This window comes from Hydrogenobacter thermophilus TK-6, from assembly GCF_000010785.1.
In the GTDB taxonomy this organism is placed as follows: Bacteria; Aquificota; Aquificia; order Aquificales; family Aquificaceae; genus Hydrogenobacter; species Hydrogenobacter thermophilus.
In genome coordinates this window covers 383,753-400,214 of the sequence record NC_013799.1, presented here as the reverse complement: position 1 = coordinate 400,214, position 16,462 = coordinate 383,753, and the positions used below count along the sequence as shown (strand labels likewise).

Here is a 16,462-nt window from a genome sequence, read left to right as displayed (position 1 = left end):
AAAGAGTATGAATATGCTGGGAAGGATTTTATGTAGCGGTCCCTTTAGCTTCGCTCTTGGTTTTGGTCTTGGCATTGTTGCTCTTTACATGCTTGAAAGGTCTAGAGAGAGGAAAAGGATGGAAGATACCTACTTTTCCAGGTTCACAGGTGTCAAAAAGGTAAGATACTACAAAAGGGCTGGTAGACTGGTCATCGAGTACAATCCAGAAGACTTTGACCTTATTGAGTTTATCAACACGCTGGAAAACACCAAAAGGGAGATACTTCTGGAAGACATATCAAAAGAGAAAGTGTCGCAACCTGCCAGAGAAAGCTCGTCAAGATGGCTTGCCATAACCTCCTTTGGTTTTATTCCTTACCTCCTTAGAGGTGTTATCCCCAACTATGCACTTGCTGGACTTACGCTTATATGCGCAAAACCTCTCTTTGAAAAGTTTCTAAGGTTCTTAAGGAGTAAGAAGCTGGATGTACACTTTTTAGATTCTTCTGCGGTAGTGCTGGCTTCTCTGACGGGAAACCCGCTTTCTGCTCACACAATGGTGTTTCTGCTGGCTTTAGGTGATTAGCTGGCAGAAAGAGTGGAGAAGAAAGCCTACTCTCAGATAGAAAAGCTTTTCTCTTACAGGGAGGACAGCGCCTGGTTAGTGACCGGAAACGGTCAGGCTATAAGAGTGAAGGCAATGGACCTGAAAGAGGGGGACCTGGTGGTGGTTTACGCAGGTGAAAAGTGCCTGCGGATGGCTCTGTAGAAGAGGGTGAAGCTCTCATCAATCAGGCTTCCTTAACCGGCGAGTCCAATCCGGTGCATAAAAAGAAAGGGGACAAGGTTTATGCAGGTACATACTTGGAGGACGGGAAGATTTACGTAAGGGTAGAAAGCGCAGGAGAAAACACCACCATTGCCAAGATAGCCAGGATAGAGGCGAGCTGAAGAGTTTGCAAACCGTTTCGTGCTTCCTACGGTGTCTCTTGCTCTCGGGTCTTACCTTTCCACAGGTCAGCTCAGCAGGCTTTCTTCAACCCTTATCATAGACTATCACACAGGTGTTTATCTGACGACTCCTCTTGCTGTGCTTTCAGCGGTTGCTCATGCCTCCAGCTTTGGCATCTTAATAAAGAGCGGAAGCAAACTGGAGACACTTTCCAGAACGGACACCTTTGTGCTTGACAAGACGGGCACGCTGACGGTAGGAAGTCCCTCCATAGAGGATGTAGTAGGGATTGAACTGCCTGAGGAGAAAGTGCTTCTCTATGCGGCTTCTTTAGACCAGAGGATAATCCATCCGGTGGCTAAGGCTATGGTGAAGCTTGCCCAGAGCAATGGTATGGAACTTATACCAAGGGAAAACTCCCAGTACCACATAGGTATGGGAATAGAAGGTGAGCTAGAAGGTATCAGGTTTATGCTTGGTAGCACGCGCTTTATGCAGAAGAAGAAAATAAAGATAGGGCAGGAGATCAGACAGCTGGTAGATAAGTTCCACTCGGAAGCCAAATCGGTGCTTTATCTGGTAAGGGAAAAAACCATCGTAGGACTGCTGACCTTCAGAGACCCCATCAGAGAAGAGGCAAAGGATGTGGTGGCACAGTTGAAAAAGATGGATAAAAGGGTGGTCCTCTGCACAGGTGATAACGAAGGTGTGGCAAAGTATATGGCGCAGATGCTGGGCATAGATGAGTACTATGCCAGAGTTTTTCCCGCAGAGAAGGCACAGCTGGTGCAGAGGCTCCAGCAGGAGGGGAGAGTGGTAGCCTTTGTAGGTTATGGAGTAAACGACTCTCCGGCACTCTCCGTTGCAAATGTGGGCATATCCCTCAGGAGTGGCACAGATATAGCAATAGAGGTGGCAGACATAGTAATAGGAGACAGCCTGTGGCATCTGGTGGATGTTATAGACATAGCGCACAAGACACTAAGCAAACTGAGAAACATCTACGCATTAAACACCCTTTTTAACACCGTAGGACTGATGGGCGCTGTTTCTGGGCTTGCAGGTCCAAGCCTTGTCTACTCTTATAAACAACGGTAGCACTTTGCTTTTGGGCATTTATGCTACAAAAAAACCTAAAAGGAGGTGATAAACATGGAGAAGAAGGAGCTTGCTCAGGAACTTGAAAAGATCAAGCAGGAACTTGAGGAACTCAAAAAGAAGATGACCGTAGCGGAAGAAGAGAGAAGCATCAAGGACCTTCCGGCAGAAGCCTTTCAAAAGGTTATGGAAGTAAGCAAAGACATAGTAAAAAGCACCACGGAGATAGCAGAGAAAGCTCTCAAACTCATAAAGTATTCAGCAGAGGGTGCCAAAAGAGCTCTCAAATCTGAGGAGGAGAAAAAGGAAGAATGAACTTTATAAGGACACGCAGTGGAAGATACTTAAATACGCTCCACGTTATATCTCTATCCGTAGAAGAAGCAAAGATAGAGGTTGACGGCAGAAAGAGGGCGGTTTATAAGGTGGTTGCCTACATGAGCCAACCTTCTTAAGGCAACGCCTGTAGTAGCTTTTTTCTCTCTCAAGCCTTTCTATGATGTTTTCTATCCTTGCCTTCATACAGCTAATTTTACCCAACAATTGTTAAGTTTTCGTTAAGTTTCTTTTTAACGGAACCTTAACGAAAGGCAACTATTTTTAGGATATGCGGAGGCTCAGAAAATGAAAGTGGATGATGTGGAAATGCTCATAAGGTCTATAGCAGGTGAAGGTGTTAGCAAAATGTTCAGAAAATTTGCCCAGCAAGTGGAGGGCAAAGACACTGAGAAAATAGCCTTTGCCTTAGAGGTTCTGGAGAGATTCTTCGGAATAAGTACCCTTGTGCCTATAATGATATTTGTAGGTAAAAATTTAAATCTGCAACACAGCACAGAAGCGGACGGAAGTAAACTCAAAGTAGTTTGCCTCTTTGAGAAGCTATCAATAAACAAAAAACCTTTGGAACATCCTCTGTGCTACCCTTGCTGGGGCAGTCTCCACACCTTTGGAAATCCGCAATTTGATGGGCAAGAAGAGAGCAAGTGCATCTTTATAATAGAGCCAAAGGAGAGATTTTTAACTTTATAAGAATGTTATTATAGATTTAATTTTGGGTTTTTGTTATATTCTTAATGCAAAAAAATGGATAAAACTCTTGACAAAGTTTTTATAGTTTGTTATATATAAATAGTAGTTTTTAAATTCTTTGTAGGAGGTGCTTCCATGAAGCGGAGGGCGTATCACAGGCTGCTTTTCCTCCTCATCTTATCTGCTGTTTCCTGGGTTGGGCTGTCTATTGCCAACCCACAGGTTGAGGAGCTTTCAAAGAAAGCCGGTCTTTGGCCGGCGCCGGGGAGAGATTACCACTTAACAAGGTACTCCCCTCTCAGCCAGATAAATACTCACAATGTGAAAAACCTAGATCTGGCGTGGAGCTTTTCTACGGGTGTGCTTAGGGGACACGAAGGTCAACCCCTCGTGATAGGCAACACCATGTATGTGCAGACGGCTTACCCCAACATAGTCTACGCTCTGGACATAAGCAAGGGCAACGATTACAAGATTCTTTGGAAGTATGTTCCACAGCAGGATGATAGGGCTGTTGCTGTAGCTTGCTGCGATACGGTGATGAGGGGTATATCTTATGCGGACGGTAAGATAGTGATGAATACCCTTGACGGTCATGTCATAGCCCTTGATGCCAAAACAGGTAAGGAGCTTTGGAAGGTAAAGCATGCTGACCCTTACAAGGGTGAAACCATCACCATGGCTCCGATAGTTGCAAAGGATAAGGTAATAGTAGGGATCTCCGGTGGTGAGTTTGGCGTAAGGGGAAGGGTAGCGGCATATGACCTTAACTCGGGAAGGCGCGTTTGGCTATGCTACAACCAAGGTCCTGATCAGGACATGTGCTATGGTTCAAGAACACCTGCAAGCTATAAAGGTCTTGGTGTAAATACTTGGCAAGGAGATCAGTGGAAGATAGGAGGAGCCACAGTTTGGGGTTGGTTCTCCTATGACCCAAAGTTAAATCTGGTATACTACGGTACAAGCAATCCTGGCACATGGAACCCTTACATCAGGTGCAGTGCAAGTTGGGAAGAGTGTCAGAGTGGAAGGTACGATAACAAATGGTCCACATCCATAATAGCTCGCGATGCAGATACTGGTGAGCTTGTGTGGGCATTCCAAATGACACCTTTCGATCAGTGGGACTATGACGGCGTAAACGAATCTATACTGCTTGATGTTAATGTAGGTAGCAAAAAGGTACCTGCTCTCATACACTTTGACAGAAACGGCTTTGCCTTTCTACTTAATAGAGCTACTGGAGAGCTTATATACGCAAAACCCTTTGTTTATGTAAACTGGGCTAAGAGCTGGGATGAGAGACACGCCAGAGATGGACACACCTTTAAAGTTACAAAAGACCCCACCAAATCACCTTGGAAACCAGGGGATAACAAGAAGGATGTTTGTCCTTCTGCCATGGGTGGTAAGGACCAGCAACCCGCCGCTTACAGCCCAGAAACAGGGCTTGTGTATGTGCCTACCAACCAGTGGTGTATGGATTATGAGCCTGCGGAAACCAAGTATACGGAAGGTGCTCCTTATGTTGGTGCCAATGTCCTTATGAAGTTTTACGAGCACAAGTCTTCCGTGCACGGGCTTTCCAAAACGCCCGGACATTATGGCAGAATAATAGCGTGGGACCCCGCAAAAGGTGAAATAAAGTGCTACATAGATGAGAAGTATCCAACTTGGAGTGGTGTACTTGTTACCAAAGGTGGTGTTGGGTTCTACGGAACTATGGATGGGTGGTTTAGAGCTTTTGACCTAAAGACTTGTAAAGTGCTCTGGTCTAAGAAGCTTGGCTCGGGCATTATAGGTAATCCCATTTCCTTTGAGGTGAACGGAAAGCAATATATAGCAGTATATTCTGGTATAGGTGGTTGGGCAGGCCTTCCCGTCACTGCAAATCTTGACCCCAATGACCCTTACGGTGGTTTGGGTGCTACCAATCTCTCTCTCGAACTTGACCTTTACAGACAGGCTACTATGAGCGGAGTTCTCTACGTATTCTCTCTTGAGTGATGTATCCACAAGGGCAGCCATTGTGCTGCCCCTTTTATTTTGGATAGATTTATTTGTAAATATAACAATCTATAAGGAGGTTTGATATGCGTTACTTTTTTGCTCTCTTCCTAAGTTTTTTTATATATCTTGAAGCGATGGCATCTTATGTTTTTGTCAGTGATGAGGAACAAGGAATTTATGCTATAGATACTGATAAGCTTGAACTTATAAAACACATTGAGCTAAAGGGTATGGGGATAAGAGGCGTAGGAGTTACCAAGGATGGTAAGTACCTGGCTGTAGCTTCCAAGAAGCTTGGGAAGCTCTTAGTCGTATCTACAGAAAGCTGGAAAGTGGTAAGAGAGGTACCTCTCGGTGAGAACCCTGAGTTCGTAAAGGTGCATCCCAAAAGGGATTTACTCTTTGTGACATACGAAGAGACCGGAAAAGTAGAGAAGGCGTACATAGTTGCAATAGATACTAAGAATTGGAAGGAAGCCTTTAGATTTGAAGGGGGTAAAGAGAGCGAAGGTATGGCTTTTTCAAAAGAAGGTAGATATTTATTAGTTACCAATGAGGGTGAAAACAGCATATCCGTTTATGACCTTGATACCAAAAAGAAGCTCAGGGATGTAGATCTAAAATCTTACGGTGATAGACCTCGTGGTATTGTATCCTCTCCAGATGGAAAGTATTATGCTGTAACATTTGAAAATTCTAATGGCCTGCTTTTACTTGATAATAACTTTAAGGTTATTAGATCGGTAAAAACGGATGCAGGTCCCTATGGTGTAACTTTCAGCCCTGATGGTTCAGAAATAATCGTTGCATCCTTTAGAGCCGGGAAGCTTGATATCTTTGACTCCAAAACATTAACTAAAAAATCATCCGTAGAAACTGGTAAAAGATGCTGGCACTTTACTTATTCTTCGGATTATACAAAGCTTGTGGTTCCATGTGGAAATTCACAGAACGTGCTAATTTTTGATGTAAATGGCTTTCACGTCATAAAGACATTTAGTGGTTTAGGTAAACCTTGGGGTGCGGTAGCTTTTCCCAGAGCGTGGGGAAGCATAGATACCCCTTGACCTACAGTTCTGGCGCATTATATTATTTTCCATGAGAAAAAATTACAGGTTGCCATGGAGAGTGTTAGGTAAGTTTATTATTCTGCTTCCTCTGCTTATCCCTTTAATAGCCAGACCTGCGCCCAAGGAACTTACCGCGTGCAGTGATCCGGGACTTATCCCCCTCTTTGATATGCAAGGTAGGGGTATATACAATAAAATAGAGGAACTCATAGCAAGCTATTATGGGCAAAAGATAGGGCGGTACTTTTTTCCCATGCAGATGGGTTTTATAAGACATACTCTTGTAGAAAAGGCTTGTCACTTTGTGGTAGGTGTGCCAGCTGGATATGAACTTACATTGAACACCAAACCCCTCTTCAGGTCCACCTATGTGCTTGTTTATAGAAGCGATAGCGGTTTTGATATAAAGGGTATAGATGATCCCATACTAAGCAGATTAAAAATAGGGGGTATAGTGAACAATCCTGCTTTCTTCTACCTTAAAGACGAGGGTATTACCAATTATGTAGGTTACAACAGCTTTTACGATTCTTTTAACAGACCGGATGATAACCCTAACCTTCAAATAATAAAAGACCTGCTTGACAAAAAGATAGATGTGGCTGTACTGTGGGGTCCAATCGCTGGTTACTTTGTAAAAGAGTATAACGGTAAACTCAAGATGATACTTCCTAATCCGAAGTCTCAAAGTGATGTAAGGCTCGACTATAAAGTAGCAATAGGAGTGAGGAAAGGTGATACACTTATGAAGGAATATGTGGAAAAGGCTATCTTAGAACAGAAGGAAGCTATAAAGAGCCTTCTTGTAAGTAACAATGTACCTTTATTACCATGTGATAACTGTGTAATAAACCCATAATCGCATAAAAAGGAGGCGTGCCATGAAGAGGGTATGGGTGTGGTATACTATCTTATTGTCTCTAACCGTATCTTCTGGCTCTTCACTTGCACAAGATATGGAGGTCCCACCGATAGTTATAACTGCTACAAGAACTGAAAAACCTCTGTTTGAACTTTCCACTTCTGCCGGTACTGTGGAAAAAGAAAACATTCAAACAGCTCTTCCAAACCTTCAACCTGCTGATGTCCTATCCCGTATATCTGGTGTTTATGCCCAAGACAGAGGGAGAAACTTCGCTCAGGATGCCAAGATAATAATAAGGGGTTTTGGTGCAAGGACACAGTTTGGCGTCAGAGAAATGAAGCTCTTCTGGGATGGGGTGCCTCTCACCATGGCAGATGGTCAGGGTGATATAGACAAACTTGACATGAGTTTTATAAAGCATGTGGAGGTTCTTAAAGGTCCTCTCGCTGTCCTTTACGGTAACTCCGCAGGTAGTGTAATATACTTTGAAAGCGAAGATGGTGGATTGAAACCCATCTCCGCACAACTTAAAATATCTGGTGGAAGTTATGGCTTTCATAAAGAGAACCTGCGGTTGGGTGGACAAGTAGAAAGGCTTAATTACATGTTTGGGCTTACAACCCTTTACACTACTGGTTTCCGTGATCACAGTTCCGCCAGAAGAAATTATGCAAACCTCAAGACAATGGTAGAAGTTACGGATAGGTCTTCTCTTACTTTATTCTTACACCTCTTTGACGAACCCTTTGCCAAAGACCCAGGTGCTCTCACCAAAGCAGAATTTGAGAAAGATCCCAAGCAGGCATCTCCCATTTACAAAGCAAATGATGCAAGGGAAATTATACAAAATAGGGAGATAGGATTTCTTTACCAGCACGAGCTTGTACAAAATCACTCCTTTAAGGTTACTGGTTACCTGGGGCACAGGGATTTTACAGGATATACCCCGGTCATAGTGAACGACTTTGGAAGGGATTACTATGGTGTTGGTTTTAACTGGCTCAGCAAGTTCAAGGTTGCGGATAGGAGAATAGAAACGACACTGGGTATAGATACAGATTTTATGAAGGAAGATAGAAACAATTTCCAAAACGCCAGCGGGAATAAGGGGAACCTTCAATATACTCAAAACAGCGATGTGAAGAACTTGGGACTTTATGCACTTGTGAGCCTTGATATCACGAAAAGTCTACAGCTTAATGGAGGTGCAAGGTATTCAAAGGTGAACTTTAGCGCAGATTATAACAGGCTATCCCCTTCTGCACTCTTTGTGTCAAGTGAAAGGAACTTCCAGTTTACAAGCTGGGCTTTGACACTTAGCTACAAACCCATACAAAGGGTAAACCTCTACACAGGTGTAGGTAGAGGGTTTATAACACCTACCCTCATAGAGCTTATAAATTCACCCTCAGGTCCGGGAGGGCTTAACCAGAATCTTAAAGCTTCCAAGTTTTACAACTACGAAGCAGGCATAAAAACACTCTTGGGCCAGGGAACATATTTAGACACTGCCATCTTCTTGGTGAAAACCTCCGACGAGCTTATACCAAAGCAGCTCTTTCCGGGTACTAACTACTATGTAAATGCTGGTAAAACGGAAAGAAAAGGTGTTGAGCTCTACTTAACGCACGAGCTACCCTTTAATCTCTACACTACGCTATCATATACTTACATGGAAGCTACCTTTAAAGACTTTATAGATACGGATGGTCTAAATAAGTCAGGTAGGAGGGTCCCCGGCATCCCGAGGCACACTTTCTTTTATGAGCTCGGCTGGAAGCCTACAAAGAACTTGGTAGCTTCCATTGATGTGAAGTATGCAGATAAGATCTGGGCAGATAACAGCAATACGGCAAGCGCAGACAGCTATACAATAGTAAACCTAAAAAGTTCTTACAAATTTAATATTTTTGGTCACAATCTGGATGCTTTCTTCAGAATTGAGAACCTATTTGACAAAAAGTATGTAACCTCAGTTGTACCAAATGCAACAGGGGGAAGGTATTACGAACCAGGTCCAGGCAGAAATTACTATGTAGGTATGGCATTGAGTTTTTAACACATTTTTCTTGAAAAAAATCCTAGTTTTTATCTATTTATAAGAATATTGTTATGTTTTTATTCCTTCTTTTAGCTTACTTTTTGGTATTAAATGCTCTAATCAAGAAAAAAAATTTTTCTACTTGACAGAGATATATTCCGGGAATATAATTCTTTAAGGTAAGTTACCTTTATCTCTTAGAAGGAGGTGTGCAATCATGAAAGAGAGGGTAAGTCTCACTGTCAATGGGGTATCTCATACCTTAGAGGTGGAGCCTCGAACACTGCTTGTTTATGCTATAAGAGAAATACTTAACCTGACTGGAACGCACATAGGATGCGATACGAGCAGTTGCGGGGCGTGTACCGTTCTCATGAACGGTAAGGCTGTAAAATCATGTACCGTGTTAGCTCTTCAAGCGGACGGTGCAGAGATCATCACAGTTGAAGGACTTGCCTCGGACTCGGAACTCCATCCCATACAAGAGGGCTTCAAGGAGGAGCACGGTCTACAATGTGGCTTTTGCACTCCGGGTATGATGATGGTATCCTGTGATATACTTGAGACGGAGGAGGAGCTTGACGAAGATAAAGTTAGAAAACTCCTAAAGGGGAATCTCTGCAGATGCACTGGATACCAAAACATAGTTAAAGCTATATTGTATGCCAAAGAAAAAAGCGCAGTAACTAAATAAAGGAGGTGTAGCCATGGTAATAGGACAACCGCTCAGAAGGTTTGAGGATGACAGATTAATCAGGGGATTGGGGCAGTATGTGGAGGATATAAAACTGCCGCGAATGGCTTATGCAGTTTTCGTGAGGTCTCAGGTGGCTCATGGTAGGATAAAGAGCATAAATACGGAGGAGGCAAAAAAGGCAGAAGGGGTTATAGCGGTAATTACTGGGCAAGATATAAAGGATAAGGTGGGGAAGAACTTCACCGCGTGGATAGTACCTAACAGTAATCAAGTGAGTGCTGAGGTCTCTTCAAGGCCGTTACTTGCGGTGGATAAGGTAAGGTATGTAGGTGAGCCTGTTGCCCTTGTTATCGCTGATAGCAGAGAAAGAGCCTTTGATGCTGCAGAACTTGTTGAAGTTGAATATGAAGAACTTCCTGCTGTAGCAAGTGTTGAAAAGGCTATACAGGAAGGTGCTCCGCTTGTACATGAGGAAGCACCAGGAAACATAGCTCTCAGGTGGCATGTAAAAAGCGGAGATGTGGAAAGAGTCTTTTCCGAGGCAGACAGGATAGTAAAACAGAGGATATACATAAATAGAGCTGCGCCAGTTCCCATGGAACCAAGGGCTTGTATAGCGGACTATAATCCAGCTACAGGTAGATTAACACTTTGGGTAACATCTCAAAATCCTCACATACATAGATTCTATCTTGCTGTAGTTCTTGGTATACCTGAGCACAAGATAAGGGTTATAGCTCCAGATGTGGGTGGTGGTTTCGGTGCGAAGATAGACATATACAACGAAGAATTAGTAGTTTCTTATGCTTCTATACTTCTCAAGAGGCCTGTCAAATGGGTAGAAACAAGAAGCGAGCATTTTGTTGCATCTTTACATGGTAGGGATTTCCTCGCAGAGCTGGAGTTTGCGGTAAAGAATGATGGAAGGGTGTTGGGTATAAGAGGAAAGAGCTATGCCAACATGGGAGCTTACTTAGGAACTGTTGCTCCCGGTGTTGCTACAGTCCTTCACGGTCTTATACTGCCAGGTCCGTACAGGATAGAAGCCTTTGATTATGTCATGCACGGAGTTTTTACCAACACCATGCTTTTGGATGCTGATAGGGGTGCAGGCAGACCCGAGGCCATATTCCTGCTTGAGAGGATGATGGATCTTGTTGCAGACGAACTTGGCATGGACCCACTTGAACTTAGGAAGAAAAATTATCTCCCAGCAGGTGAAAATGTGCAGACAGTGACGGGGCTTTCTTACGACTCTATTGATTTTGGTAAGGTTTTAAAGAAGTTTGAGGAGGTAGTTGACTATAAAGCTCTCAGAGATATGCAAAAGAAGGCAAGGGAGGAGGGAAGATACATAGGAATAGGTATAGTTTCAAGCATAGACATATGTGGTTTTGCACCATCACCGGTTGTAGGAGCGGTAGGACTACAGGCTGGGCAGTGGGAAAGTGCGGTAGTCAGGGTACATCCTACAGGTAAAGTAACCGTTCTTTCTGGGGCACACTCCCACGGTCAAGGAGGGGATACAACCTATGCTCAGATAGTGGCGGATGTACTCGGTGTTCCCGTGGATGCCATAGAGGTGCTTCACGGAGATACAGACATGATTCCTATGGGATGGGGGACTTATGGAAGCAGAGGTACATCTACAGGTGGTTCGGCAGTGTACAAAGCAGCAGAGAAGGTGAGGGAAAAGGGAAGGCTCATAGCTGCACACATGCTTGGTACAAGGCCAGAAGATGTAGAGTTCAGCGAAGGCATTTATTACCTTAAGACGGACCCTTCCAAGAAGGTAAGCATTCAAGATGTTGCTCTTCAAGCTAATGTGGCTTGGAACTTACCTCCAGGCGTTGAACCTGGATTAGAGGCAGAAGCCTTTTTTGATCCGCCTAACTTTACATTCCCCTTTGGCATCCACTGCTGTGTGGTGGAGGTCATGCCTGATACCGGTGAAGTAAAGTTTCTCAAGTATGTTGCTGTTGACGATGCTGGCAGAATAATAAATCCTCTACTCGCAGAAGCTCAGATACAGGGGGGCATAGTACACGGTATAGGTCATGCCATGTATGAGAATATAGTCTATACGGAAGACGGACAGCTTCTTACCGGTTCCTTCAACGAGTATGCCCTTCCCAAAGCTCATCTGATTCCAAAAATGGAAACCTACTTTACTGAAACTCCAAGTCCTGCAAATCCCCTTGGCGCTAAGGGGATTGGTGAGGAGGGAGCTATCGCAGGACAGATAGCAGTTGCCAACGCCATAATAGACGCTATAAAGCCTTTTGGGGTTAAGCACCTTGATGGTCCTTATACACCATCAAGGATATGGAGAGCTATAAATAAGTTGGAGGTGTGAACCATGATACCTGTATCTTTTGAGTACTATAGAGCTAATACTTTGGACGAGGCATTAGAGCTTGTTAAGAAGTTTGGAGATGAAGCTAAGGTATTGGCTGGAGGGCAAAGCCTTATCCCTATGCTCAAATTAAGATTTGCCAGATACTCAAAAATCATAGACATAGGTAGATTGCAGGAGCTTAGGTACATAAAGGAAGAGGGTGGACAGATATGGATAGGAGGTCTCACAACACACAGAGAGGTGGAGAAGTCAAGCCTTATAAAAGAGAAAGTTCCCGTTTTATCAGCATGTGCCAGTGAGATAGCGGATGTGCAGGTAAGGAATATGGGAACTATTGCGGGTTCTCTTTCTCACGCAGACCCAAGCGCTGACTATCCACCAACAATGCTTGCATTAGGAGCCACTATGGTCGCAAGAGGTTCAAAGGGAAGCAGGGAAATACCAGCGGATAACTTTTTTGTGGGTACATTTACTACCGCCTTGGAACCCGATGAACTTTTGGTAGAAGTTAGAGTGCCTGTTATAAAAAACAACGAAAGAGCAGCTTACATGAAGATAGGTCACCCTGCAACGGGTTTTGCCATAGTAAATTGTGCAGTAAAGTTCTCTTTAAGAGATGGAAAGATAGAAGGTGCGAGGGTTGCTTTTGGAGGCTTTGTCACTGTGCCATACAGGGATACAAGGGTGGAGAACCTTCTTGCAGGAAAGGATGTAAGTCTTGATACCCTTAAAAGAGCTTCCGAACTTGTTGGTGAAGGTCAGGATATAATAGGAGACTACTATGCGGATGCGGATTACAGACGAAGCCTTGCTAAAGCTCTTTTTGTAAGAGTTGCAAGAAGTGCTTTGGGGGTATAAAGGTGCAGACCTGGAAAGAAGCCAAACTCTTGGCGGAAGGCATATTGGATTGCAAAAAGAGGGGCGTTCGTTGCGCCCTTCTTACTATAGTTAGCGTAAGAGGTTCATCTTATAGAAAGGAAGGAGCTAAGTTTTTGGTCACTGAGGAAGGTGAGGAGATATGCAGTATATCAGGTGGATGCCTTGAGAAAGGTCTCTTGGATACGGCACTTGAAGTAATAAATAGCAACTACTCGGTGCTTGAGAGGATAAATATGGAAGAGGAGAGTTCGTGGGGTATGTGGTTGGGCTGTCCCGGTGAGGTGGATATATATATAGAGCCGCTACACTTTGACGAGGTTATGGATGCATGGGTAGATGCTCTCATCACTGGAGAAAAGTTCGTATTAGCAAAAAAACTCTTTTCCAGCGAAAAACTTTTGGTTACGGAAAGATCAATTGTCGGAAGTCTGCTTGTTGCTGAAGAGGAAGCCAAAGCCATGATCAAGGAGTATGGCGTAAGACCATATCTGAAAGGAGATATATTTTTTGATACTCTTTTACGGTATCCGCCTGTGCACATCTTTGGAGGTGGCGAGGAAGCTCACCACTTTCGTGAAATTGCGCAGATACTTGGCTTTGAAGTCTTTTTACACGAACCTTCCGAAAAGGTGAAGATGGCGAAAGGAAGCTTTGTTATAGTTGCAAATCACAACCTTAAAGCGGATAGACTTTCCTTAAAGCAAGCTCTCATGTCAGAAGCTTCATACATAGGTGTCGTAAGCTCAAGAAAGAGATTCTTAAAGCTCTCAGAAGGTCTTGACCTTGATGATAGGGTTTACTGCCCTGCGGGACTTGATCTCGGTAGCTTTACGCCTGAAGAAGTTGCCTTTAGCATAATGGCAGAGATACTAAAAGTTTATTGGGGGAAGACGGGGGAGAGTTTGAGAAAAGTAAAGCAGGAGGTTACGCATGGAATTGGTAGTCAAGGAATCCTTTGAGACGAAAGCAGATTTCAAAGAAGCTTGGAAGTTTTTTTCCAATCCTGAGTTTATAGTGCCGTGCATACCTGGTGCGGAGATAAGAGAAATAAAGGAAGACGGTTCCTTTGAAGCAAGTGTCAAGCTCAAGCTTGGGGCAGTATCGCTTAACTTTGTAGGGAATATGAAGTATGAGAAGTTAGATGAGGCACAAGGTCTCATGGTACTTTCGGGGGAGGGTAAAGAAAAGGGAGGAGCAGGAAGAGCAAAGGCTAACATAGAAGCTACACTAAAGGAGGAAGGTGACGTTCTGAAAGTGTCTGTGATAGCAACTGTTGATATATCTGGAAAGATCCTTCAGTATGGTAGAGGTATGTTTGAGCAGGTGGCAAAGCAGTATTTTGCCCAATTCTCTCAGTGTGCTAAGAGCTATCTTGAGGCTGAACAAAGTGAAGAAAAAAAAATGCCACCTGAACCAGTGAAAGTTAACGCTTTGAACCTCATATTGAAGGCATTCCTTGCATGGCTTCTATCCCCCTTCAGGAGGATCTTTGGAGGCAAGGCGTAGATATTCCCAGATGTTATCAAAGTCTTCAAGGAGGTGGTCATAACCCTTTATGATCTTCTTCCTCACCGCCTCCTTTATTATCTTTTTCGCTCCTATGTCTCCCTTTAGACTTATAAGTTTTTTGTAGTAACTCTTCCCAAAGAGGGAAGGTGGGCATGGTTCTCCCGCTTTCTCAAAAGAGATTACCTCATAGCCTTCAATGTGGCATCTAATGAGTTCTTCAAACATGTGATGATTTACAAAGGGCTGGTCAGAGAGAATTATCACCACAGCGTCAAGTCCAAGCTGCGCAGATATCTTTGATACCAATCTCAGAGAAGAAGCCATACCTTCGGCATGGTCCGGATTGTATATGAGTCTTTCTTCATCTATTTTTGAAGCAACAGCTCTGTGATAAGTCCCTGTTATTATGTATGTGTATTCTGGATTTACAAGTAAACATTCCTGAAAAAGCTTCTTGAGTAGTGGTATACCTCCGTAAGGAAAGAGAAATTTTGGGGCACCAAACCTTTCACACTTTCCTGCGGCAAGTATGAAAAAACCTATCCCATCACTTTCCTTTGCATAGGGTTACGAATTCATGATTTACCGCATTTAGTACCATACCTGTCTTTTGTACATAAGCAAAGAAGGCACTATAAGAGCAGGCGTATTTATTCTTTGGGTCAGGGCAATATCTTGAAGCATTAAGCATATCTTCTATTTCCTTTTGAGTAAGTTCCTTGTTAAAGATAAAAGGTGTTAGAAGTATACGATTCCTGAAGTCCGCACAATCCTTTAGTGGCAATCTCTCCTTGTCTATTGTACCCTCCAGCTTTAGACCATCGTTTAGGTTTTTGTACTCAATGCTCCTTATCAAACTTATCTGAAGAGGATCCATAAAACCTACATGGGAGGCAAGCACCAAGAGAGTATACTTCCCCTGCTTTATAGGATTTACAGACTTTATTAGGAGATTATAGCGCAGATTATCCGAAGAGCTGGGACTATATATGAGACACGCGCCACCCTTATCCACCTTTATACATTCAGCCTTTTGGAACTTGATCTCTGTTTTTACCAGAGATTTTTCCTGCGCAAGTGCAAATAAACAAAGACTCATTAAGAGAGCTTTTAACCTCACATCAATCCCCCTTATATATGGATCTCATGTAGGTTATTAACTTCCATATCTCCTCGTCGGATAGACTGGAGAAGGGAGGCATATCACCTACAACATTTTCTCTTCCTATACGTACAAGACCATACTTCTCTCTAAGTCCTACACTACCAAGCTTAATTAGATTGAAGAGTATAGCGTCAGACTTCCCGTAAACCCAAACTTTGTTTATCACTGGGGGACACATACCACCACCGCCAGTTCCTCCGTGACAGCCGTTACAACCATTAGCAAACCAGAGCTTTCTTCCATCCTGTGCAGCTTTCTGATCACCTTCGTAAGGATTCTTCATAGGTGGCAGTTTAGATTCATTAGCCTTATAGGGGTTTTCACCCTCAGCTGATGATACTGGTAGGGATACCAAATATGTAAGGAAAAGGCAGGATGATAAAAGCAGAGCCTTTAGACCCCTTTTTGCCATGACACGCCTCCTATTAAAAAAGAATATTTACTAATTTTAACACTTCTCTCTCTGACTGTCAAGGGAGAGCGAGACTGTTTAAAAAAATTCCCAAATAGCAGATTCTCAGCGTTGGCAAAAACAGCACAGCTCTCAAAAGCAAAAGACACAATAAAAGGAGCGTGGTAAAGTCAGGGACTTTTGGGAAGAGTTCTTTTAGTCTTTCTTCCAGGTCTCTGAGGGAGAGGTTTTTTCTTCGTTCTCTTTTTTCTACTTTTTCTCTCTCAATGTGTCAAGATTTTTAAACGGGCTCAGTGGGAGCGAACTGTTGAAAAAAATCCTCATACTCAGACTTGTCCCGTTTCTTTGCCTCTTTCAATTCTACCCCAAGGGCAAGGAGGGGTTCTCTTTAAAA

Annotated in this window: 18 protein-coding genes and 1 pseudogene; 16 read left to right on the top strand and 3 right to left on the bottom strand. The window is 43.4% G+C overall.

What is annotated here, in order from left to right; translation table 11 throughout:
- Window positions 1-7: 7 nt before the first annotated feature.
- From HTH_RS02005 to HTH_RS01940, 16 genes and pseudogenes are all read left to right on the top strand, one after another.
- Window positions 8-568: a hypothetical protein gene (locus HTH_RS02005; protein ID WP_041309788.1), complete on the top strand. Its 561-nt coding sequence runs from the start codon at window positions 8-10 to the stop codon at window positions 566-568.
- A 12-nt stretch (window positions 569-580) separates the two neighbouring features.
- A complete protein-coding gene (locus HTH_RS09810) occupies window positions 581-751 on the top strand; it encodes a hypothetical protein (RefSeq protein ID WP_158298088.1) in 171 nt (56 codons plus the stop codon).
- Entirely contained in the window at window positions 730-933 is a 204-nt protein-coding gene (locus HTH_RS02000; RefSeq protein ID WP_041309787.1) for a hypothetical protein, read from the top strand. Before HTH_RS09810 ends, HTH_RS02000 begins: the two co-directional genes overlap by 22 nt.
- A 13-nt stretch (window positions 934-946) precedes the next feature.
- Window positions 947-2,032 (top strand): annotated as a pseudogene (locus HTH_RS01995) (heavy metal translocating P-type ATPase); the annotation flags it as partial.
- Between the two features lie 54 nt (window positions 2,033-2,086).
- Window positions 2,087-2,347, top strand: coding sequence for a hypothetical protein (locus HTH_RS01990; RefSeq protein WP_012963043.1), 261 nt, complete (start codon window positions 2,087-2,089; stop codon window positions 2,345-2,347).
- On the top strand, window positions 2,344-2,487 hold the full coding sequence (locus HTH_RS09865) for a hypothetical protein (RefSeq protein ID WP_014462553.1): 144 nt from the start codon (window positions 2,344-2,346) through the stop codon (window positions 2,485-2,487). Before HTH_RS01990 ends, HTH_RS09865 begins: the two co-directional genes overlap by 4 nt.
- Window positions 2,488-2,656: 169 nt before the next feature.
- Window positions 2,657-3,061 carry a hypothetical protein gene (locus HTH_RS01985; RefSeq protein ID WP_012963041.1) on the top strand — a complete coding sequence of 135 codons (405 nt, stop codon included), beginning with the start codon at window positions 2,657-2,659 and terminating at the stop codon, window positions 3,059-3,061.
- Between the two features lie 135 nt (window positions 3,062-3,196).
- Complete coding sequence (locus HTH_RS01980; RefSeq protein WP_012963040.1) at window positions 3,197-5,068, top strand: methanol/ethanol family PQQ-dependent dehydrogenase; 1,872 nt, start codon at window positions 3,197-3,199, stop codon at window positions 5,066-5,068.
- An 86-nt stretch (window positions 5,069-5,154) separates the two neighbouring features.
- Window positions 5,155-6,138: a beta-propeller fold lactonase family protein gene (locus HTH_RS01975; RefSeq protein ID WP_012963039.1), complete on the top strand. Its 984-nt coding sequence runs from the start codon at window positions 5,155-5,157 to the stop codon at window positions 6,136-6,138.
- Window positions 6,139-6,169: 31 nt separating this feature from the next.
- Complete coding sequence (locus HTH_RS01970; protein ID WP_012963038.1) at window positions 6,170-7,000, top strand: transporter substrate-binding domain-containing protein; 831 nt, start codon at window positions 6,170-6,172, stop codon at window positions 6,998-7,000.
- 22 nt (window positions 7,001-7,022) lie between these two features.
- Window positions 7,023-9,065 (top strand): TonB-dependent receptor family protein, encoded by a 2,043-nt coding sequence (locus HTH_RS01965; RefSeq protein ID WP_012963037.1) that lies wholly within the window; start codon window positions 7,023-7,025, stop codon window positions 9,063-9,065.
- A 199-nt stretch (window positions 9,066-9,264) separates the two neighbouring features.
- The gene (locus tag HTH_RS01960; protein ID WP_012963036.1) at window positions 9,265-9,741 is read left to right on the top strand and encodes a (2Fe-2S)-binding protein; all 477 of its coding nucleotides are present in this window, start codon (window positions 9,265-9,267) and stop codon (window positions 9,739-9,741) included.
- Between the two features lie 13 nt (window positions 9,742-9,754).
- A complete protein-coding gene (locus tag HTH_RS01955; protein WP_012963035.1) occupies window positions 9,755-12,100 on the top strand; it encodes a xanthine dehydrogenase family protein molybdopterin-binding subunit in 2,346 nt (781 codons plus the stop codon).
- A gap of 3 nt (window positions 12,101-12,103) precedes the next feature.
- Window positions 12,104-12,961: an FAD binding domain-containing protein gene (locus HTH_RS01950; RefSeq protein WP_012963034.1), complete on the top strand. Its 858-nt coding sequence runs from the start codon at window positions 12,104-12,106 to the stop codon at window positions 12,959-12,961.
- Between the two features lie 2 nt (window positions 12,962-12,963).
- Window positions 12,964-13,941, top strand: a complete 978-nt coding sequence (locus tag HTH_RS01945) for an XdhC family protein (protein ID WP_012963033.1) — start codon at window positions 12,964-12,966, stop codon at window positions 13,939-13,941.
- Window positions 13,913-14,488 (top strand): CoxG family protein, encoded by a 576-nt coding sequence (locus tag HTH_RS01940; protein WP_012963032.1) that lies wholly within the window; start codon window positions 13,913-13,915, stop codon window positions 14,486-14,488. The genes HTH_RS01945 and HTH_RS01940 overlap by 29 nt, the downstream gene beginning before the upstream one ends.
- Here the strand turns inward: HTH_RS01940 and HTH_RS09705 are convergent.
- Genes HTH_RS09705 through HTH_RS01925 form a run of 3 tightly spaced genes read right to left on the bottom strand, consistent with a single transcriptional unit; the run spans window position 14,450 to window position 16,068 of the window.
- Window positions 14,450-15,022 (bottom strand): nucleotidyltransferase family protein, encoded by a 573-nt coding sequence (locus HTH_RS09705; RefSeq protein ID WP_232500471.1) that lies wholly within the window; start codon window positions 15,020-15,022, stop codon window positions 14,450-14,452. The genes HTH_RS01940 and HTH_RS09705 overlap by 39 nt on opposite strands.
- 16 nt (window positions 15,023-15,038) lie before the next feature.
- On the bottom strand, window positions 15,039-15,590 hold the full coding sequence (locus HTH_RS01930; RefSeq protein WP_232500449.1) for a hypothetical protein: 552 nt from the start codon (window positions 15,588-15,590) through the stop codon (window positions 15,039-15,041).
- Between the two features lie 22 nt (window positions 15,591-15,612).
- On the bottom strand, window positions 15,613-16,068 hold the full coding sequence (locus tag HTH_RS01925) for a c-type cytochrome (protein ID WP_012963030.1): 456 nt from the start codon (window positions 16,066-16,068) through the stop codon (window positions 15,613-15,615).
- Between the last annotated feature and the right edge of the window lie 394 nt (window positions 16,069-16,462).

What these genes read in the sequence shown, in the direction of transcription:
- HTH_RS02005 (WP_041309788.1), top strand. Translation starts at nt 8, where the DNA reads ATGAATATGCTGGGAAGGATTTTATGTAGCGGTCCCTTTAGCTTCGCT.
- HTH_RS01990 (WP_012963043.1), top strand. Translation starts at nt 2,087, where the DNA reads ATGGAGAAGAAGGAGCTTGCTCAGGAACTTGAAAAGATCAAGCAGGAA.
- HTH_RS09865 (WP_014462553.1), top strand. Translation starts at nt 2,344, where the DNA reads ATGAACTTTATAAGGACACGCAGTGGAAGATACTTAAATACGCTCCAC.
- HTH_RS01985 (WP_012963041.1), top strand. Translation starts at nt 2,657, where the DNA reads ATGAAAGTGGATGATGTGGAAATGCTCATAAGGTCTATAGCAGGTGAA.
- HTH_RS01980 (WP_012963040.1), top strand. Translation starts at nt 3,197, where the DNA reads ATGAAGCGGAGGGCGTATCACAGGCTGCTTTTCCTCCTCATCTTATCT.
- HTH_RS01975 (WP_012963039.1), top strand. Translation starts at nt 5,155, where the DNA reads ATGCGTTACTTTTTTGCTCTCTTCCTAAGTTTTTTTATATATCTTGAA.
- HTH_RS01970 (WP_012963038.1), top strand. Translation starts at nt 6,170, where the DNA reads ATGAGAAAAAATTACAGGTTGCCATGGAGAGTGTTAGGTAAGTTTATT.
- HTH_RS01965 (WP_012963037.1), top strand. Translation starts at nt 7,023, where the DNA reads ATGAAGAGGGTATGGGTGTGGTATACTATCTTATTGTCTCTAACCGTA.
- HTH_RS01960 (WP_012963036.1), top strand. Translation starts at nt 9,265, where the DNA reads ATGAAAGAGAGGGTAAGTCTCACTGTCAATGGGGTATCTCATACCTTA.
- HTH_RS01955 (WP_012963035.1), top strand. Translation starts at nt 9,755, where the DNA reads ATGGTAATAGGACAACCGCTCAGAAGGTTTGAGGATGACAGATTAATC.
- HTH_RS01950 (WP_012963034.1), top strand. Translation starts at nt 12,104, where the DNA reads ATGATACCTGTATCTTTTGAGTACTATAGAGCTAATACTTTGGACGAG.
- HTH_RS01940 (WP_012963032.1), top strand. Translation starts at nt 13,913, where the DNA reads ATGGAATTGGTAGTCAAGGAATCCTTTGAGACGAAAGCAGATTTCAAA.
- HTH_RS01930 (WP_232500449.1), bottom strand. Translation starts at nt 15,590, where the DNA reads ATGAGTCTTTGTTTATTTGCACTTGCGCAGGAAAAATCTCTGGTAAAA.
- HTH_RS01925 (WP_012963030.1), bottom strand. Translation starts at nt 16,068, where the DNA reads ATGGCAAAAAGGGGTCTAAAGGCTCTGCTTTTATCATCCTGCCTTTTC.